The organism is Paraburkholderia sp. BR10936 (assembly GCF_040965735.1).
In the GTDB taxonomy this organism is placed as follows: Bacteria; Pseudomonadota; Gammaproteobacteria; order Burkholderiales; family Burkholderiaceae; genus Paraburkholderia; species Paraburkholderia nodosa_A.
Genome location: NZ_JBFRCM010000011.1, coordinates 1 through 19,382 on the forward strand (window position 1 = coordinate 1; position 19,382 = coordinate 19,382).

Sequence of the window (19,382 nt, forward strand, 5' to 3'; positions counted from 1 at the left end):
ATCGACACATTCGGGAAGTAGTGCGACCTGTTTGCGGTCATCGCCTTCAACGAATCGCTTCATGAGTCACCCAGATCTCAGTGCGTTGATTCAGTTTAGGCGACTAACACGTTTTCACACAGGCTGGGTCGAGCTGAGCCGTCCACGGCCGGCGGCGGTCGGGCCATGAAGCGACGCTCGCCCGACAGTGACGGGTGGCAGAAACTCGCCGCGTTTCGGCCATTTGCCCCTTTCAAAGACGGTCCGCAAATTGAGTTCATGTGCGGCGGCCATTATCGACCGTCGCGACCTCGCTACGCCGGCTTGCCGTGACCCTGGAAAAAACCACGTCGACGTTTCATAACGCTCGAGTCTCGTCATTTTCGGCGTCCTTCGCTCAACCTGCGGCTCCAACGCAAAAATAGGCGCGATGAACTAAAACGTAGACGTGGTTGCTCAGGCGGCGTTGTTGACCCAACGTTGAAGTTCCGCTCCGACAAAGCCGTTCTGACGCACGCGTCCCGTCATCCGTTCACTGGAGTGCGCATTATGAACTACGATCCCGCCGACACCGCGGTGGTGTTCACCGATCCACAAAACGACGTACTCAGCCCAAACGGGAAGAACTGGGGCGTCCTGTGCACAAGCGTGACGGAAAACCGGACCGTCGAAAATATGCTGGCAATCTTCAAGGCGGCGAAAGCGGGAAAGTTCAGTGTTTTCATCTCCCCCCATTACTTCTATCCGACTGACCGTCGATGGCAATTTAATGGCCCGCTTGAGGCGGGCGAGTTCGAGACGGGAACGTTCGCACGCACAGGAGCGCTAAACCTGAGCGGGTTCGAAAAATCGGGTGCCGACTGGCTGGAAGAATTCAAGCCGTTCATCGACGATGGCGAAACTATCGTCGTGAGCCCACACAAGGTTTTCGGTCCACAGACCAACGACCTTACGCTGCAACTTCGGAAGCACAATGTGCAGAAAGTCGTACTGGGCGGCATGCTGGCCAACATGTGTGTCGAGGCTCATCTGCGCGATCTGATCGAGCAGGGTTTCGAGGTAGCCGTCGTCGCCGATGCCACAGCTGGGCCCCGCCATCCGACGTGGGGCGACGGTTATAGAGCCGCGCTGGTCAACTACGCGTTTCTCGCACATGCCGTCGTCACGACGCAGGACGTCGTGAAAGCCATGACGCAAAAATAGTTTCAATAGCGTTCTGGCCCTGCTGAGATCGGCCTTTTCCGACGGCACATTTAATCGCAGCCACCGGTCACCTGGGCGAACGAAAGGGGCGGTTCGGCTGAAGCAACCAACCTCCGACCAGATTCGCGAGGCGTTCCATGGACTAATATCGACTGAACCCCCGATTAGAGCTACTCGAGGGGCCATTCTCGAAAGAGCAGGTTTTTGTCGAGTATCCAGCCGGAACAGACCGTTTGAGAGCGTTTTGGGACTGGTTGAATCCCGTCCGGCCTATCTTGAACGGGTCATTTCTTGGCTTGTCACCTTGGCGTCGGAGCAACGGTTGGGTGACTGCGATGAAGCTATACGGACAGCTGGGTTGCGAAGAAGTAGATTTAGCAGCGAGCAACGAGAGCGAATTCGGGGAATCGAATTCATGAACTCTGTTGATGGTTAGTCCATACGAGCTGCACCTGCAAGGGAGCAACGTGCGAACGGGAGACGTTCGCGTTGCGCTTTGCTCCCTAGTGAAACAGTTCACACGGCGCGCATCGAGTTTGTTGTCGTTTTAATAGTTATTGGCGATTGACTGGTGAAATCGATTGCGTGGAGGTATTTAGAAGAGTGTCGGGGACCTGGTTGCGGACGCAATGGTTTATGACGGAGATCGAAAACCGGCTCCAATCGGATACATCCCATACTTGACTTGGACGCATAGTGAGTTCTTGCGATGCAGCGCAAGCACTATTTGACCCTTTGCAATGGTGCTGGTGTAACGCCCACGGGGCGGGCTTTCCGCACACTCGGAGTGGCTGCATCCGTTCGAGCAGTATTGGGAGCAGCGCCTCGATGCACTCACTGAAATACTCGGCAAGGACACGCAATGACAGAACCCGGACTCATCCAGCTCACTCGCTCCATTCCGCACTCGCCGGCCAAGGTCTGGACTGCACTGACCGACCCTGCGATTCACGCCAGATGGTGGGCTGCTGGCGATGTGCGCGCGGTTGTCGGGCATCGCTTCATGCTGGATATGGGACCGTGGGGCCTGCAGCCCTGCGAGGTCGTCGCCGTCGAGCATGAGCGGCTGTTGTGCTATTCGTTCGCACCCGGCACGCTGAACACGACGGTCACCTGGCGGCTCGAACCCGAAGGAAGCGGTACCCGCCTGTCACTCGAGCACAAGGGCTTCGACCTCGATTCGCCGCTCGGCAAGGCAGCCTTCCAGGGCATGGGCAAAGGATGGCCGGACGTGATTCAGCGGCTTCAGGACGTTCTGGGCGTATGAGGCGCGATGGCGCGGGCGTTTGTCGCTAGTGCAGCGCCTATTATTGCCGCTGCGTACTACCTGGTAGTCCTACCAGCGACTTCGATTTGCCGGACAGGCCTGAGGCATCGATTGCCCCGCCGTTCGAACGGCAATGAAGTCACCCTTCCCGGGGTGCGTCACAGCGGATCGTCGTGGCATTGGCTCTTTCCACCGTCAGGTTGATCGAGCGTGCACCGCCCGGGCGCGTGCGGTGGCGCACGCCTGCGGGGATGGTCAGCAACTGACCCGCGCGCAACTCCGTTGTCCCTTCTTCAAAGTCAATGAGCAATACGCCCTCGATTCCGATGAACGTCTCATCGGAGTCGGGATGAAAATGCCAGAAGTACGGCACCTCCATCGCGCTGACATGAATGTCGTGATCGTTGACCGTCGTGACGACCTCATTGCGATAACCGTCGCGTAGGGCAGTCGTCATGGCCAGAAAGTCAGTAGGTTCAATCATGTGCTCGCTCCTGCCTTTGGGGTTGATGAGAACGCCACGCATCGAGTGTTCCTGCCACCGTTCCGGCACTTTTAGCGAAGATGCGCGGTTGCGTGAAAATATGACACGCCTGAATTCAGTCGTCGTCGCATGTGAAGATGCTCCTGCATGTTGGACCGATTATGCGCAGCGACTAACACGTGAAGTTGCGTCATGAATTCACTTGTTTAGTAATTTCTGATAAACACAAAACGCCAACAGATAATCAATTGACGCGATTCAAATGTCTCGTATAGCATGACTTCCAGCCAGATACCACATGCCACATGGATAAACAGGATAACTAAACAAAACCAGATACGCGTAGTGATACTCAGGAGACAGCCATGATAGATTTACGCCGTCTTGCGGCCGCCATGATCATCATTGGTTCTTTGGCGGGTTGTGGAGGAGATAGTCCAGGCCAGTCCGGCTCCGCCGCTGTCGCGGCTGACCAGCTCAAGGCAGCAGCTCAGGTTAGTTCCAGTACCGGCTCCAGCAGTGCGAACGCGGCTGTCGCTGCCGCCGAGCAAATTCCCGTTTCCGATCATGGCACCATGCAATTGACGCGGTATGTCAACCCGCTGATCGGCACGTTGGCCAGCAACTCTCCCAACCCCGTGCCAGCAGGGCAGGCTGGCAGTGTCGTACCCGCGGCGGGCCTGCCGAACGGCATGGTGCAGTGGGCACCCGATACGAATACCACCTCGGCTCCCTCGAACAGTGCGGAGCCCGGTTCGCCGGCCGGTTACTACTACGACATCGGCTCGATCCAGAGTTTCAGTCTCACACATATGAGCGGTGCCGGTTGTTCGGGAAATGACGGCGAATTCCCCGTCATGCCGACGCTCGATGCCACCAGGCCGCTCGCGCAGACGTTTAGCCATACCAACGAGAAGTCGGTAGCGGGCGCCTATGCGGTACTGCTCGATAACCAGGTGAAGGTCGAGTTGACTGCAACCCTGCGTACCGGCTTTGGCCGCTTCACGTATCCTGACAATCAGCCTTCGACGCTCGTGCTCAACACGACGTATACAAACACGCAGACGAGCGTAGCCGGTTCGGTCGCGCAGGTCGACGCGAGAACCATTTCGGGCAGTTCCACGGGAGGCCACTTTTGCGGTAATTCAACGAATGTTCCGGTGTACTTCTATGCGGAGTTCAGTCAGCCATTTGTAAAGACATCATCCTTTAACAATGGCGTTGCCGTGATGAATTTTGGAAAAGGCGCCACAGTATTGATGAAAATCGGCATTTCATATGTGAGCATCGCAAACGCCAAAAATAATCTCCAGGCAGAAAATCCTTCATGGGATTTTGATGGCGTCAAGAAGGTTGCCGATGCGATATGGAATCAGCGCCTCAACACCATTCAGGTGAGCAGTAGCGATACCACGGCGTTGACGAAGTTCTACACGGCCTTCTATCACGCATCATGGGCACCGAGCGTATTCAGCGATGTGAATGGCCAATATATCGGCTTCGACCAGAAGGTCCATCAGGTCAGCGCTGGCCATGCTGCGCAGTACACCAGCTTTTCGGGTTGGGACATCTATCGTTCGCTGATACCGCTCAAAGCCACGCTGTTTCCTGAGGAAACGAGCGATATGGCGCAGTCGCTCGTCAACGATGCGGATCAGTGCGGGGCAATTCCACATTGGGTGAATGACAACGTCGAAGACGGCGTGATGCCGGGCGACGCCGGCTCGATTATCGTGGCGGGCGCGTATGCCTTCGGTGCGCGCAAGTTCGATACGGCGGGCGCCTTGAGGCATATGATCCAGATGGCCAACATTCCCGGCACCGCCTGCAACGGCGTGACGACCAACGGCGGGCGCGCCAGCTATCTACAGTTCGGCTACATCACGAACGGTGAATGGGGGCAGGCTTCGTCCACGCTGGAGTACGGCAGCAGCGATTTCGCGATCTCACAGTTTGCCGGAGCACTGGGCAACACGGCGATCCAGAAAATGCTGCGTAGCCGCTCGGGCTACTGGCAGAACCTGCTCAACACTTCCCTGACGCCGCCTCTTATTGCCGGACGCAACTCCGACGGCACGTGGATTCCGGAGAACCAGGGCAGCACCGACAACTACGTGGAGGGCAACGCTGAGCAGTACACATGGATGGTGCCGTTCAACCCGACTGGCTTGTTCGCGCAATTGGGCGGAAATACGCCGGTGGTGTCGCGGCTGAACACGTTCTTTACCGTGCTGAATGCGGGGACGACGCTGCCCAACTTCTATATGGGCAACGAGCCGACCTTCGAGGTGCCCTGGCTGTATAACTGGGCGGGTTCGCCATCGGGCACGCAGAATGTCGTCCAGCAGATCATGGCGAGCGCCTTTGGCACGGGGCCGAACGGTTTGCCCGGCAATGACGACCTGGGCGCCGTGTCGGGCTGGTATGTGTGGGGCGCGCTGGGCCTTTATCCGGAGATCCCGGGCGTCGGGGGCTTTGCGATCGGCAGCCCGCAATTCTCCTCGATCGTCGTTCATCTCGGCAACGGCAAGACGTTGCGCATCAATGCACCCGGCGCGCCCAGCGCGAATTATGTGCAGGGGCTCACCGTCAATGGCAGCGCTCACAATCGTTCCTGGCTGGACGTTGACGCACTCGCCAATGGCGCGACGCTGAACTTTGCGATGGGTTCGTCACCTTCGCAGTGGGGCGCGAACCCGGCCGATGCGCCTCCGTCCTACGGGGTGCCGGTCGCGCGCAACGTGGCGGATGCTTTCAACAACCACGGCATCAGCGCCGACGGCAGCACCGACACCGACGGCCTCGGTTCGGATTTCGACGGCTCTCTGTTCAGCTACTCGTCGACTGCATTGGCTGCGGCCGGCGCCGCGCCGGGCAAGCCGTTCGTTGTCGGCGGAGCAAGCTTCGTTCTGTCGAATGGACCGCTCGATAACGCGGTGGCGGTAGGACAGACGATTGCGATGCCGCCCGGCACGACCGGTCACTCGCTGGTTCTGCTGGGTTCGGCCAACAACGGCCCAGGCTCGGGAGCCGCGCTCGTGACCTATACAGACGGGACGACCACGCCGTTCACGCTCGCCCTTGACGACTGGACTCTCAATGGAGGCAGCGCGGCGCCGGTGGACCCGATCGCGTTGACCACCGGGTATCGCAATGGCGGCAACGGTTCGACCGACGGCGTCAAGACTTATCTGTTTGCGCAGTCGGTGCCGCTGACACCCGGCAAGCTGGTGGCGAGCGTGACATTGCCAAGGCAGTCCAGCGAAGGCAAGTTGCACGTGTTCGGTATCGCGGCAGCGCCTTGAATACGTTGGGCGTCGCGCAGGCGGCGCCCAACGTGAATCTTCCAGATGTCTGGTCGCCGTTCGGTGCGTTACAGGTGCGCAAGGTTCTCGAGAATATTCGCGACGTGCTGGCGGCGATGGGTGGGCAAATGACTGACGTGATTTCGCTCGTTTACTACGCGACGGCTACTGACGCTTTCGTGGCAGGCGCAGCGAAGAATTCATTTCGAATGTCTCCAGCCCGCGGAGACCGCAATGTGGCGGCTCGTGCAACGCTATACAGGGCGAGGTCCTTTCGCCAGACGCACGCACGAGACGGGCAACGACATCGGAATCCGCGAACGAGGGCAGCTCATCGCGATGGCAGGCGAGCGCATGCACATCGATGGTTACGTCGAGATTGTCACACGCCTTCGACAAGAACGGCGCGATAGCGCGCGCCCTTGAAGCGGTGCTGCGCGGCTTCCTGATACGCCGGGCTGTCGTACCACGCACGCGCAGCCTCAGTCGACGGAAACTCTACTATCACGACACCCTCGGGCGCTTCGCCCTCGAGAACCTGCTGTGGTCCGTAGGCAGCGAGAATCTTGACCGGATGACCTTTGAAGGTCGCACCCACCTTGCTTTGGTAGATATCGAGCTCACTCTGATCCTGCGTGCTTTCCTTCGTGAAGACAATATAGGTCGCCATCGTGTCGCTCCTCAGGTTGTGTGAAGGTCCGCACGATGATGCCATGAAATCGTATCGGGCCTCGATACGCCGTGTCGGCACAGATGTCGTCCCATCACGGGTCGAGAGAGCTGCCGGATCGACGGCGCCTTAGTGTCATTTTCACGGCGACACTCCAAACAGCTGAAGGACCACGCCACGCAGCCAGCGATTCCCGGCCTCGTGATGATACCGGGCATGCCAATGTTGCCGGACGGCGAAACCATCCACGGGAATCGGGCACGAATGGACTGCCAGATCGTTGGCCTGCGCCAGGGTTTCGCCAATGTGGCGAGGCAGCGTGGCAATCAGATCGGTTGTCTGGACGATCGTGCCGAGCCCCAGGAACCCGGGCAGCTGCAGCACGACGTCACGCTCGATCCGCTCGCGCGCCAGCGCCTGTTCGAGCAATTGAGCACCCGTGCCCGATTCGATCGCGACGTGTCCCTCCGAGCGGTACTGCTTCAAACCGAGCCGCGCGCGAACGCGCGGATGGTGCCGATTCGTCAGACACACCCAATTCTGTTGATAAAGCTGTTGCTGGTAGATGCCGCCGCTTAGCCAGGGCACATAGCCGATAGCCAGATCGGCTTCGCCCGACTCCAGCGCCCGTTCCGTGTTGCCGTCGATTCCCGCTGCCTCGAGCCGGATGCCGGGCGCCTGGGCGCGTACGTGCGCGAGCAGTCTCGGCAGCAGCGTGATGTGGCTCGCGTCCGTCATGCAGATGCGAAAGCGCCGCTGCGCGGTCGCCGGATCGAACGTGATCTCCCACGCGGCGAAGCGCCTGAGCGATTCGAGAATCTCGCGGCAAGGCCCGATCAGCGCATCGGCCTGCGGGGTCGGCGCCATGCCGCCGGGGGTGCGGATGAAAAGCGGGTCCTGCAGATACTCACGCAGGCGCCCGAGCCAGATGCTGATGGTGGGTTGGCTTTGCCCCAGTTGCCCGGCAACGCGCGTGACGCTGCGCGCGTCATACAGAAGGTCGAACAGCTGTAGCAGCTTCAGATCAGGCAAATCGGTCGGCATCATGGCGTAGCGAGCATTATTGTCTGGCGCAATGACGTCATTGTAGTCATTGCATTGTCGATATGAGCGGCGACTCCTATCGTGTGCCTATACCTCAAGGAGAAACCCTGTGAAGATTGCAATTCTCGGCGCCGGTGCACTAGGTTGCGCGATCGGCGCCGCGCTCACGGAAGGTGGCCACGAAACCTGGCTGCTGGACCGTTCGCCCGTCCATGTCGAAACGATGCTCCGCGACGGTCTGCAGGTCGACGACGATAAAGGCACGCGGCGCATCGCAGTGCGCGCGGCGATCCAGGCGAGCGAAATCGGGGCAGCCGACGTGGTGATCGTGCTGGTCAAGTCCTTCCACACCGATGCGGCGATGCGCGGCGCAATCGCGCTGATCGGGCCCGAAACGCTCGTGCTGTCGCTGCAGAACGGCCTCGGGCATGAAGACGTGCTCGCCGATATCGTGGGCCGCGAGCGCGTGCTGGCGGGCAAGACGTATGTGGGCGGCGTGTTGCGCGGTCCGGGGCGTATCCAGTCGGGTGTCACCGGCAAGGCGACGTATATCGGCGAACTGGATGGCCAACTCACGCGCCGTGCGAAGACGATCGCCGAGGCCTTCAACGCAGCGGGGCTGCTGACCATCGTCAGCGACAACATCATGGGCACGATGTGGGACAAGCTGCTCGTCAACGTCGCTACGGGCGCGATTACCGGCATTACGCGCCTCACTTACGGCCAGCTCTATGACGAGCCGCTGCTGAAAGCGACGGCCCTCGCGGCCGTATCCGAGGCAATAGCGGCGGCACAGGCGGCCGGCATCAGGCTCTCGATGACGGACCCCGAGCAGGCCTGGACACTCGCGGCCGCAGGTCTGTCTCCGGCGTTCAAGACGTCGATGCTGCAAAGCCTCGAAAAAGCCTCGGTCACCGAGATCGATTTCATCAACGGTTCGGTGGTGCGCTGGGGACAACGGCTCGGCGTGCCGACGCCCGTCAACGCGACGCTGGTGGCCTGCATCAAGGGCATCGAGCGCGCGATGGCCGATGAAGCGCGCAAGGAGACGACGGCATGAGCGGCTCGAAGGCTTACCTGGAGCATGTCGCGATCTGGGTGAACGACATCCGTTGGCATATCCGCTTCTTCGAAGACGTGCTCGGCATGACCATGCGCGAAGTCGACGGCACCGTCGACGCGCCGCGCCAGTATTGGACGCTCGGCGGTCTTCAGTTCATTCATGCGCCGCAACACGATGGCCCCGAAGGGCGCCTCGCGCATCTGGGCGTCATGTGCGAAGACCTCGAAGCCGCTTTGGCGGCGGCCCATGCCTTTGACGTCAGCGAAATGCCGCAAGGGCGCAACTGGCTGCGTCTGCCCGGCGGCCTCGCCGTCGAATTGATTCAAGCCAAACCCGCGTCCTGTGTTGCGCAGGCGCTGACCATCAACCCGCGCGCGGAGGCGTAAGCATGACGATCATCGAGAAGTACTGGGACGACGCCCGCGAAGGCGACGAGTGCGTGAGCCCCAGCTACACCGTGACGAAGGAACGCATCCTCGCCTACGCCGACCTCACGGGCGACCATACGCCCGTGCATGTGGACGAGGCATACGCCAAAGCGAGCCACTTCGGCTGCCTGGTCGCGCATGGGCTTTTCGGTCTGTCGATTGCCGACGGCCTCAAGACACAGAGCGACTATCGCTTTCTGCCCGGTATGTCGCTCGGGTGGACGTGGGATTTTCTGCTGCCGATCAAGGTCGACGATGTGTTGCACGTGAAATTTCGCGTCGGCGCCATGCGGCCGAGCAACAGCCGCCCTGGCTGGGGCATCGCCGTGCTGCCCTCCGAACTGATCAATCAGGATAACCAGGTGGTTCAGCGCGGCGAACATCGTCTGATGGTGCCGCGTCGGCCGGGAGCGTACTGATGCAGGGCCGTCCTCTCGAAGGCATTCGCGTGGTCGACTACAGCCACTTCCTCGCCGGTCCCTACGTCGGCCGCTGTCTCGCTGCGCTCGGCGCCGAAGTCATCAAGGTCGAGCGTCCGGGCAGCGGTGACCCAGGACGCCAGCACGCGACCGTGCTGGACGGCCAGCAAAGCGGCTATTTCCTGCAATTGAACATGGGCAAGCGCGGCGTCAGCGTCAACATGAAAGATGCGCGCGGCAAGGAGTTCATGCGCCGCTTGTGCGATTCGGCGGATGTGTTCGTCGAGAACTACCGTCCCGGCGCGCTGGACAAGCTCGGACTGGGCTATGCCGAGTTATCCGCACGCAATCCGCGCCTCGTCTATTGCTCGATCTCGGCATACGGCCATACCGGCCCCGACGCGCATCGCGCCGGATTCGGGCTGATCGCGGAGGCGAAGAGCGGCATCATGCAGATGGTGGGCACGCCGGGCGAGCCGCCGCCGTTGCTGCGCATTTCGCTCGGCGACATGTACACGGGCATTCACGCGGTGGCGGCGATCAACGCGGCGCTGCTCGGACGCGAGAAGAGCGGCCGCGGCCAGCACATCGACATGGCGCTCTACGACACGCTCGTCTCGATGCACGAATACGCGGTGCAGTGCTACACGCTTCGAGGCGTGCTGCCGGAGCAGACGGGGCACGACATGCCGACCTCGACGCTCTATGGCGTGTTTCGCGCCGCGGACGGCGACCTCGTGATCGCGGCACAGGTGGACGACGCGTGGAAGCGCCTCGCCGCGCTGATCGAAACGCACGGCGGGCCCGCCGGATTCGGCAGCGATATGCGCTTCTACGATAGCGTCGGCCGCAACACGCACCGGCAGGCGATTCTGTCTGTCGTGCAGCCGTGGGTCGCCGCGCGGCCCGTCGCGCAGGTGCTCGAACTGCTGGATGGCATCGATGTGCCTTGCGCAAAGGTGCAGCGCATCGACGAGGTGCTCGACGATCCGCAGATCCAGGCGCGCGGCATGGTGGTCGAGCAGCATCACCCGCGCTATGGAACGCTGCGTTTGCCCAACCTGCCTTTCCGCTTTTCTGATTGCGACACGACCATTCGCGACGTCGCGCCGGATCTCGGGCAGCACAACACGGAGGTCGCGCAATCGCTCGGCTTTTCCGCTGCCGAGATCGACGCGATGCAGTGCGAAGGCGTTCTCTACGCGAAGTGAGACACCATGACTGACCCGTATGCAGTGATCGGCCACCCGATCGGACACACGAAATCACCCTTGATTCACCGCCTGTTTGCCGAAGCGACGCAACAGGCGATGTCCTACGTCGCAATCGAAGGTCCGCTCGACCCTGACGATGGCTTCGCGAGGGCCGTGCGCCAGTTCGCTGCGGATGGCGGCAAGGGCATGAACGTCACCGCACCATTCAAGCTCAAGGCCTTCGCGCTCGCCGACGCGCGCAGCGAGCGCGCGACACTGGCGGGTGCCGCCAATGCGCTCAAGTTCGAGAGCGGCCGGATCGTTGCCGAGAATTTCGACGGCATTGGCTTGTTGCGCGATATCGAAGTCAATCTTGGCGTCCCGCTCGCCGGCAAACGCGTGCTGATGCTCGGCGCGGGCGGCGCAGCGCGCGGCGCGCTGCTGCCGTTTCTCGCCGCGGGTCCCGCCGAACTGGTCCTCGCCAACCGCGACGTGTCCAAAGGCTGCGCGCTGGTCGCCCAGGTCGGCTCGCGCGGTACGGGCTTACGCGCCTGCGGCTATGGTGATCTCGCGACGCGAGGCCGCTTCGACCTTGTGGTCAACGCGACGTCAGCAAGCTTGACGGGCGACCTGCCACCCGTCCCTCCGGGCGTGTTCAGCCCGGAGGGCACTGCCTACGAACTTGCGTACGGAAAGCGGCTCACGCCGTTCCTGCGGCTCGCGCGCAACGCCGGCGTACACGGTGTCGCCGACGGCGTGGGCATGCTGGTCGAACAGGCGGCCGAAGCCTTTGCATGGTGGCGCGGCGTTCGACCGTTGACGGCCGCGGTCATCGACCGCCTCACCGTGCCGCTCGACTGAGCGCGCTGTAATCCGCCTGATTCGCAACACCTGGGGGAAGAGAATCCAGCGGGGACAGCTTGGTGCCCTTGGGGAGGATGCCCCTGGCGATCACGCGTTGCAGCACCCGGGAGCGGTAGGGCTCGTCACCATCGTCGAACTTGCCTGCGCGGTTGTGGTGGATTGCGCAGGACTAGCCCGACTGATCCGGGTGGAATGCCGGTGGTGAAAGGCCGAGTGCTGAAACTGACAGGTCGGGAAAGCTAGTTCTCCACCTTTTCCGATTCAACCACTATGTCCAACACGTACGCAATCGCTGGTCCGTCGGCGGGCGGGTTCTTGATGGTATAGCGCTTGACGCGCAGTACATCGCGCATTCCAGGCGTATGGGCATAGCCTTCGATTTCCTGATACAGCGGTTGCCATGCGCCAGGTGTTCCGGTTGGCAAACCGTGCTCGTCGAAGTGGCGCTCACGCACCAGCAGACATTGCTTGTCCGGAATGAGCGGATGGTGGCACTGCACCGATTGCGCGGCCACTTCGAGGAAGGTCGTTTCACCCGCGCCGCCGAAACGGGTCTGAGCAGTGGGCACGCCGATAAATGTCAGCGTGTCGCCGCTATCCGTAACCAGTTGCATGCGGGGGGTGTCGCCACGGGCCAGCAGGCTCACGTCGAGGCTGCCATGCAGGCGCCTGGCAATGGCGTCGTCGAGGGCGGCGCGAGCGGCGTCAGGGCAAGCCATCATGGTGCTCACCATCTGGCCAATCTGCAGCCGTCCTTTCTTGACACTGTAACTGGCGCCCATATTGTTGCAGCTATTGACTACGTTTAGCCGGTCGGCGCTGAAGTCCAGTTGCACGGGCTTTTCTGCACTGACAAACAACGCATCAATGCGCATGCCTTTGCTGTCAAACGCGTCGCTGAGTTGCCAGTGATACTGACTGAGTATCCCAGGTTCGATCGCCGGTACCGCGCTCGCGCCGGCAGCAGTCGACGCGCTCGTTGAAGGCGCCGGGCTTTGCGCGTCGGGTATTTGCGAGCATGCGGCAAGGGCGAGGAGCAGAAATAGCAGGTTGCATTTCACGGCGGTACCTCAGCTGGTTCGGTGGATGTTTCAGGCAGCTTGTCGCGTTGAAAAAGCTAGCGACGTAGTCCGATTGCCAATGGGGAGACCAGAAGAGCTAGTGAATGATACAACCACGGGGCGTGGCGCATTGGATCGGGCGTGGCTCGCCACGCCCGGGCGAACGCGGCGACGGTCAGTGCATGACGGGCGCGTTTCTTGGCTGTTGACGGTGGCGCGAACGTCGGCCCGATCAACTCAACGATGCCAGCAAGATCGACAGCTTGCGGATATGCGCCTTGAACGCTTCGGTCATCTCGCGGTGATGGCCGTCACTCAGATGCGGCGCTTCGGCTAGCTCGACCTGGCGGTGGAACTCCTCGGAAACTTTGCGCCGCTCGTCGGGCGGGAGTACGCGGATGAGGGACACCATCAGTAGTTCCTGCGCATGGATGATACCGAGCACGGATTGTTCGTTCATGTCGACCTCCGTCTGAACGCGGCGATGCTAGCGGCTGAATACCAGGGCAAAGCGGGCAGGTGACGTCAGCACCGGGCCGGCGCGCTGTCTTCGATGCATCTTTTGCCCTTCCATACTAGCGCAAGGATCGAGTCATCTGCACGCCGGCTGACCCGATGAGCCGCGAATCCAGCAAGGGCGTTTCCATCCCCGGTTTTGCCTGTCTGGACCCTCTCGATGAGATATCGCACCGACAGTCAGCCACCGCTATTCCATTCCATTTTCTGCACGCTGATGCCCGGCTGATTGGCTAGTGCTTCTCGTTCGGGCAAGAACCGGAAACCATGTCGGCGATAGAGACCTACAGCGCGGGCGTTGTCTGGCGAGACTCTCAACACGACTCTTCGCTGTCCGCGTTCAATCGCGCGCGCCTGGATTGCATTGACCAGGCGACTTGCAATTCCCAAACCCCGGCACTTCGAATGAACCCACATGGCAATCAGGTTGTATTCGCGCGTGCGGCTTATCGCATCGCCGATAAGACCGACTGCTTGCCCTTGCACCATGGCTACCAGATATTGCGGCTGCGTCTGACCTGAAGCGCATTCGCGCCATTGCTGCTCGCTATACGCAGCCGCGGTGGCGTAATTCAGACCGAACGCCGTTGGGCTGTCAAGCAGCGCGGCAAGGAGGACCGTCTTCAAGATTTGCCAGTCTTCTTCCGAGGTCGGGCGAATTAGAACGGGGCTCGACTTTGTGGCCATCAGGATGCTCGGGAGTGGGAGCCCGCGCGGCGCGAAAGTATGAAGCCATGCCGGCTCAACACTGCTGATGATTGTCTGCGGTTTACTCACGTCCGGCCCCGTTTCTTGCGCGAGCCGTACTGGCTGCTGGCTGACGCTTGAGTGCGTCGACATGACCCTGAAAGAAGAAGGGGCCGTGCCCTTCGGTTTGCTGCACCGTTATAACGGCAGGCTCGCCCGGAAGTTGATGGTGACCGGGCAAGCAGGCGTCCTCGTCGCCTGCAACCCCTACGCTATCCTGTTTCGGATGCGGAATGCCAAAAAGCCCGCAACGCCGGTGGGCAAGATCGAGGAGTTCATCGGCATGCTGAATCGCGGCGAAACCATTTATCCTCAGACCGGGAAGTTCGACAGCCTCGGATAATGCCGCGCTCCCGACCTGGATGGCGATCGATGCTGACCGACGCCCTGATGGTCGTCGTAATCGAACTGTTTTGGCAATGGAGGTTCCAGATGGGATCCGATGAACGCGCTATTCGTGAGGTGCACACAACCTGGATTGATGCAGTCAACGCGGGCGATCTTTTCCGCTTGCTCACCTTGATGGCGGACGATGTCGTGTTTTTGAATCCGGGTCGAGCGCCCATCGGTCGGGAGCGATTCCACGTCGGCTTCTCGGCCGCCCACCAACAATCTCGGATTCGCTGCATCAGCGAGTTGGAAGAGGTCGTGATCGTCGGCGAAGTCGCCTACACACTGTGCCGGGATTCCTTATCTGTGACACCGCGCGCCGGCGGAGAAGCAACGGAGCTGGCCGGTCATCGGATGACCCTATACCGCAAACAGCCCGATGGCCGCTGGCTTCTGGCCCGCGACGCCAACACGCTGTCCCCGGTGGCACGCTGAGGTCGCAGGAATCGTCTCACTCGATCTGGCAATTCCGTCGAGCATGCAGTGCAACGGTCGCTGAGCGACTCTGTGCCGTCGCTCATTCGTCGGCGATGGCCAAAGATTGGCAAAGCCAGTAAGTCCAACCGGAATCAGGGCATCGGCTTAAGGCGACCAGGCGTACTATCATGATCGGGAGATGTATTCATCAGCGCAGGAGCACATCATGACGTCGAATCCATCCAGTGAGCCGACCGGCACCCCCCTCAACCCCGCGCCAACCTCCGCCGGCACAACGCGGCAGCCCGATCCAAAGGGCCTGAAAAATCCGGCCCCAGACGACCTTCCTGACGCCGACGCGGCAGAGCCCGAGCCTCACGAGCATCTCCCGTCCAGAAGCGACGACAACTGATTCAACACCTCAGGTACCGACACTTCGAAAGCGGGCCGGGAGCGATGGCACTGTCCCGACAGACTCCGGCCCCTCGCTTGCTCGGCCTCTCAACGACCGCTCGCAAGGTATTACCTCCGCGTCACGGATATTCCTGACACTGTCTGCAAATTGTCGGGGCCCACGGCCGCGGGTGTGCCGCACGACGACCGTCACGCCTGAGCTGCGGCGGGCAGCAGAGATCCGCCAGGAGCGGACACTGGAAGTCGCGACAGAAATCCTGCGACAATCAGCCAATATTCGAATATTGAGAGCGTCGAAAATGCTGATTGCCTTCGGGGGACTACCGGGCACCGGAAAAACAACCATATCGCAAACACTTGCTCGCAAACTGGCCGCGGTCTATCTGCGCATCGATACGTTGGAACAGGCATTCATCGAGGCCGCGGGCGCAGCGGCGGATATCGGACCTGCCGGATATCTGGCCGGATATGGAGTTGCGAAAGATAATTTGCGCCTTGGTTTGACCGTCGTCGCCGACTCGGTCAACGCGTTGCATATGACGCGCAGCGCCTGGCGAAGTGTCGCGCTCGAAGCCGGTGTTCAAATCTTCGAGATTGAGTTGGTTTGTTCTGATACGACGACGCACCGTTTGAGGGTCGAGGGACGGCGAGCCGATATTCCGGGCCACAAGCTGCCGACGTGGAAGAGCGTGCTTGAACGCCAATATGAAGCATGGGAATCTGAGCATCTCGTTGTCGACACAGCTAACGTTTCTGTCGAGCAGGCCGTCGACGCCATCATCCACCGCCTTTCGATGTCATCTCCAGAGGGGCGATTGCTTTAGCGTTCGAGAAAATACATTTCTCCTGGACATCAGGGGATCGCACGAGGGCTTCAACAACCGCTTGGACGCAACGCAGCTGTTTTTTGTGCGTCGAGACTACGCATCCGCGAGCAGCGCGGGGAATGCGCACATCTTCATCTTCCGTGCACCGCACTATCAGTTTCCTTAATGATGGCCCGCGCCTGATTTGATTTCCTGAATGTGTCACTACACTCGTCTTCAGCGATACGCCAATCTCGATGGCTATCCAGAGTTTCACTCTTCCAATCTGGAGACATCCCGTGAAACACAACCGCGCTCATATGAGCAACGACTTAGGCCGGCTTCTAGCCGGGCTTGCACTCTGCCTGTTCTCAGTGGCCCCGGCCATGGCGCAATCCACATCCCCCGATAAACTGCCCCACGTAGCGGTGCTGGCAACCGGTGGCACGATCGCAGGTACCGCGGGCAGTGAGACGCAGACGACGGGCTACAAGCCCGGCGTCCTGACGGCCGATGCGCTTCTCAAATCAGTCCCGTCACTGGGCAAGATTGCACAGGTGTCCGGCGAACAGATTTCGAATGTCGGGAGTGAGAACATCACCAACGATATCCTCCTGAAACTGGCGAAGCGCGTGAATCAGCTTCTCGCTCAGCCGGACATCGCAGGTGTCGTGGTGACTCACGGCACCGATACCCTCGAGGAAACGGCCTATTTTCTCGATCTCGTCGTCAAGAGCGACAAGCCCGTGATAGTCACCGGATCGATGCGTCCGTCGACGGCCATCAGCGCCGATGGTCCGAGCAACCTCCTGCAGGCAGTCACGGTTGCGGCCTCGCCGGAGGCGCGTGGCCACGGCGTCATGATCGTGCTGAACGACCGGATCGGCTCGGCTCGCTACACCACGAAGACCAACGGCACGACACCGGATACGTTCAAGGGAAACGACGCCGGCTACCTGGGCACGCTGGTGGACGAGGTTCCCCACTTCGAAACGTCCGTGCTGAAACGCAATACCACTGCAACGCCATTCGACGTGTCGAAGCTCGATTCTCTGCCGGAAGTCGATATTGTCTACGGCTATCAGAATGACGGCGGCTACATCTACGACGCCGCAGTCGCGCACGGAGCAAAGGGCATTGTCGTCGCAGGCGTTGGAGCAGGCAGCGAATCGCTTCTCACTCTTCCGTCCATCAAGAAGGCGATCGCCCAGGGGGTGATTGTGGTCCGCTCGTCCCGCACAGGGGGCGGATTCATACCGGAAGATCCGGCCTATGTGGGTCTTCTCGGTGACGATCTGAACCCCCAAAAGGCCCGCATTCTGCTGATGCTCGCGCTGACGACGACCAAAGATCCGGCGAGTATCCAGGCATTGCTCCACGAGTTTTGAATCGCTTTTGCCGGCTCAGGGCCGGTGAAGATGATTCGTTCAGGCGCGACGGTGCTGCCAAAGCACACCGCCGCGCCGCATGTCGTTCCGTGAGGCCCGAAGCCGGCCCCGGTTCGAGCCTCGACCGGTTGGCGTACGTTGAACTGCTCCACTTCAACCTCCGCGTGACATAGTATTAGAGTTGCTGATACTGACACCGGATATGCTGTTTTCTTGAATCCGAGTCCCTACACTGGTTTCAGAAGGCGCAGGCAGGCGCCTCGCTGACAACCAGAGTCCAGGAGACGAAAGTGAGCAAGCCGATATTGATGGAGGACGTTCCGCTGCGCGGTTTCCACTTGCGCGTGGCGTTCAGCGGCACAGGCGGACAGTTCAGCGACGGTTTCGTGCTGGGCATCATCGGCATCGCGGTGAGCATGGCGGCGGGAGCGCTGCACCTGAACGCGCTCTGGATGGGCGCACTCGGTGCGGCGTCCCTTGCCGGCTTGTTTTTTGGCAGCATGTTTGCCGGGCCCGTGGCGGACAGATATGGCCGGCGCACCATTTTCGCCTTCGACATGCTGCTGTTTGCGGCGATTTCTGCAGCGCAATTCTTTGTGACGTCGCCGACCCAGCTGCTGGTGTTGCGCGTGCTGCTTGGTTTCATTCTCGGCGCCGACTACGTCGTAAGCAAATCGCTCGTCACGGAGTTTTCCCCACGCCGCTATCGCGGCCGTCTCCTGAGTGTGCTCGCAGCAGCCTGGGCAGCGGGTTACGTCTGCGCGTATCTCGCGGGCTTTGCCATTCGCGATATCGGCCCCGACGCCTGGCGGATCATGCTGGCTGCGAGTGGACTGCCGGCACTGCTCATTCTCCCGTTCCGGCTCGGCGTACCCGAGTCGCCCATGTGGCTGATGAAGCGCGGCCGGAAGGACGAGGCACTGAAGATCATCCGTGCAAAGTTCGGTGCGGAGACTATTCTGCCCGCACCGACAGCCGCGCCCGAGCAACGTCGTGGTGCGTGGTCGGAACTGTTCTCGGCCCGTTGGAGAAAGAACACCCTGGTCGGCTGCGTTTTCTACACGTGCCAGGTCATTCCATACTTTGCGCTCGGTACCTTTTCGCCGAAGGTACTGCAAGCCTTGCAGGTCAAGGACGGCTTTGTCGGCGGACTCGTTTATAACGTGCTGCTGTTCGCCGGAGCGATCTTTGGATTGCTAATCGTCGACAGACTCTCGCGCCGCGCGTTTCTCATTGGTAGCTTCTATCTCGCAGCGATCGGGCTGGCGGTGCTCGCCTACGCCGGATTCGGTCCGCTCGGCACAATCCTCGCATTTGGCATTTTCGCCTGTATTCTTTCGGCCGCCGCGAACCTCGAATTCGTCTATCCGCCAGAGCTTTTCCCGACCCACCTGCGCGCGTCAGGCGTCGGGCTGGCCGTTGCCTCCAGCCGGTTCGGTTCCGCGATCAGTACGTTTCTCCTGCCCGTGGCCGTGCAACAGGTTGGCATTCACGCAGCGCTCGGCGTGTGCGTGGCCGTATTGGTGTTCGGCGGCGTGTTCTGTCATTTGTTCGCACCGGAAACCGGCAAAGAGAGTCTTTCGGATATGGGTTCTGGTCAGGGCAGCAACGAGCCGGCGGTGGACGGCGCACCGAACGTGAGCCTGCATACAGCGGGACATCGCCACTGAAGGCCTGGCGTGTGGCGCTCCCACGTTGGCGCACTCGTGGCAACGTCTGCTGAC

General features: G+C 60.8%; 19 protein-coding genes and 1 pseudogene. 14 read left to right on the forward strand and 6 right to left on the reverse strand.

Annotated elements, in window-relative coordinates:
* Positions 1 to 528: 528 nt before the first annotated feature.
* Positions 529 to 1,182 (forward strand): isochorismatase family protein, encoded by a 654-nt coding sequence (locus tag AB4Y36_RS22290; protein WP_368684090.1) that lies wholly within the window; start codon positions 529 to 531, stop codon positions 1,180 to 1,182.
* An 862-nt stretch (positions 1,183 to 2,044) separates the two neighbouring features.
* A complete protein-coding gene (locus AB4Y36_RS22295) occupies positions 2,045 to 2,449 on the forward strand; it encodes an SRPBCC domain-containing protein (protein ID WP_368684091.1) in 405 nt (134 codons plus the stop codon).
* A 139-nt stretch (positions 2,450 to 2,588) separates the two neighbouring features.
* Here AB4Y36_RS22295 and AB4Y36_RS22300 read toward each other — a convergent pair whose 3' ends face one another.
* Positions 2,589 to 2,933, reverse strand: coding sequence for a cupin domain-containing protein (locus AB4Y36_RS22300; RefSeq protein ID WP_368684092.1), 345 nt, complete (start codon positions 2,931 to 2,933; stop codon positions 2,589 to 2,591).
* Positions 2,934 to 3,298: 365 nt separating this feature from the next.
* On the opposite strand from AB4Y36_RS22300, the gene AB4Y36_RS22305 reads away from it, so the two are divergent.
* On the forward strand, positions 3,299 to 6,238 hold the full coding sequence (locus AB4Y36_RS22305) for a GH92 family glycosyl hydrolase (RefSeq protein ID WP_368684093.1): 2,940 nt from the start codon (positions 3,299 to 3,301) through the stop codon (positions 6,236 to 6,238).
* A 71-nt stretch (positions 6,239 to 6,309) separates the two neighbouring features.
* Positions 6,310 to 6,444, forward strand: a pseudogene (locus AB4Y36_RS22310) (RidA family protein); the annotation flags it as partial.
* 176 nt (positions 6,445 to 6,620) lie between these two features.
* On the opposite strand, the gene AB4Y36_RS22315 reads toward AB4Y36_RS22310, so the two are convergent.
* Entirely contained in the window at positions 6,621 to 6,908 is a 288-nt protein-coding gene (locus tag AB4Y36_RS22315; protein WP_342946016.1) for a DUF1330 domain-containing protein, read from the reverse strand.
* 141 nt (positions 6,909 to 7,049) lie between these two features.
* The gene (locus AB4Y36_RS22320) at positions 7,050 to 7,955 is read right to left on the reverse strand and encodes a LysR family transcriptional regulator (RefSeq protein WP_069262034.1); all 906 of its coding nucleotides are present in this window, start codon (positions 7,953 to 7,955) and stop codon (positions 7,050 to 7,052) included.
* 106 nt (positions 7,956 to 8,061) lie between these two features.
* On the opposite strand from AB4Y36_RS22320, the gene AB4Y36_RS22325 reads away from it, so the two are divergent.
* From AB4Y36_RS22325 to aroE, 5 genes are read left to right on the forward strand one after another with little or no spacing between them, the layout of a single operon-like run.
* A complete protein-coding gene (locus tag AB4Y36_RS22325) occupies positions 8,062 to 9,012 on the forward strand; it encodes a ketopantoate reductase family protein (protein WP_368684094.1) in 951 nt (316 codons plus the stop codon).
* Positions 9,009 to 9,401 (forward strand): VOC family protein, encoded by a 393-nt coding sequence (locus AB4Y36_RS22330; protein ID WP_069262032.1) that lies wholly within the window; start codon positions 9,009 to 9,011, stop codon positions 9,399 to 9,401. Before AB4Y36_RS22325 ends, AB4Y36_RS22330 begins: the two co-directional genes overlap by 4 nt.
* Positions 9,402 to 9,403: 2 nt before the next feature.
* On the forward strand, positions 9,404 to 9,862 hold the full coding sequence (locus tag AB4Y36_RS22335; RefSeq protein WP_368684095.1) for a MaoC family dehydratase: 459 nt from the start codon (positions 9,404 to 9,406) through the stop codon (positions 9,860 to 9,862).
* Positions 9,862 to 11,073 carry a CaiB/BaiF CoA transferase family protein gene (locus tag AB4Y36_RS22340; RefSeq protein ID WP_368684096.1) on the forward strand — a complete coding sequence of 404 codons (1,212 nt, stop codon included), beginning with the start codon at positions 9,862 to 9,864 and terminating at the stop codon, positions 11,071 to 11,073. The genes AB4Y36_RS22335 and AB4Y36_RS22340 overlap by 1 nt, the downstream gene beginning before the upstream one ends.
* A gap of 6 nt (positions 11,074 to 11,079) precedes the next feature.
* Positions 11,080 to 11,916, forward strand: a complete 837-nt coding sequence (gene aroE, locus AB4Y36_RS22345) for a shikimate dehydrogenase (protein ID WP_342946021.1) — start codon at positions 11,080 to 11,082, stop codon at positions 11,914 to 11,916.
* A gap of 242 nt (positions 11,917 to 12,158) precedes the next feature.
* Here the strand turns inward: aroE and AB4Y36_RS22350 are convergent, their stop codons facing one another.
* The 3 genes from AB4Y36_RS22350 to AB4Y36_RS22360 all read right to left on the reverse strand — a co-directional run bounded on the left by AB4Y36_RS22350 (position 12,159) and on the right by AB4Y36_RS22360 (position 14,183).
* Entirely contained in the window at positions 12,159 to 12,980 is an 822-nt protein-coding gene (locus AB4Y36_RS22350; RefSeq protein WP_368684097.1) for a DUF4377 domain-containing protein, read from the reverse strand.
* Positions 12,981 to 13,212: 232 nt separating this feature from the next.
* Positions 13,213 to 13,440 (reverse strand): hypothetical protein, encoded by a 228-nt coding sequence (locus tag AB4Y36_RS22355; protein WP_069262027.1) that lies wholly within the window; start codon positions 13,438 to 13,440, stop codon positions 13,213 to 13,215.
* 236 nt (positions 13,441 to 13,676) lie between these two features.
* Positions 13,677 to 14,183 (reverse strand): GNAT family N-acetyltransferase, encoded by a 507-nt coding sequence (locus AB4Y36_RS22360; protein WP_069262399.1) that lies wholly within the window; start codon positions 14,181 to 14,183, stop codon positions 13,677 to 13,679.
* A gap of 151 nt (positions 14,184 to 14,334) precedes the next feature.
* Here AB4Y36_RS22360 and AB4Y36_RS22365 point away from each other — a divergent pair, with 151 nt between their 5' ends.
* From AB4Y36_RS22365 to AB4Y36_RS22385, 5 genes are all read left to right on the forward strand, one after another.
* Complete coding sequence (locus AB4Y36_RS22365; RefSeq protein ID WP_368684251.1) at positions 14,335 to 14,586, forward strand: hypothetical protein; 252 nt, start codon at positions 14,335 to 14,337, stop codon at positions 14,584 to 14,586.
* A gap of 29 nt (positions 14,587 to 14,615) precedes the next feature.
* On the forward strand, positions 14,616 to 15,068 hold the full coding sequence (locus AB4Y36_RS22370) for an SgcJ/EcaC family oxidoreductase (protein WP_368684098.1): 453 nt from the start codon (positions 14,616 to 14,618) through the stop codon (positions 15,066 to 15,068).
* A 695-nt stretch (positions 15,069 to 15,763) separates the two neighbouring features.
* On the forward strand, positions 15,764 to 16,288 hold the full coding sequence (locus AB4Y36_RS22375) for an AAA family ATPase (protein WP_368684099.1): 525 nt from the start codon (positions 15,764 to 15,766) through the stop codon (positions 16,286 to 16,288).
* Between the two features lie 281 nt (positions 16,289 to 16,569).
* Entirely contained in the window at positions 16,570 to 17,658 is a 1,089-nt protein-coding gene (locus AB4Y36_RS22380; RefSeq protein WP_368684100.1) for an asparaginase, read from the forward strand.
* A gap of 308 nt (positions 17,659 to 17,966) precedes the next feature.
* A complete protein-coding gene (locus tag AB4Y36_RS22385) occupies positions 17,967 to 19,328 on the forward strand; it encodes an MFS transporter (RefSeq protein WP_368684243.1) in 1,362 nt (453 codons plus the stop codon).
* The last annotated feature ends 54 nt before the right edge of the window (positions 19,329 to 19,382 follow it).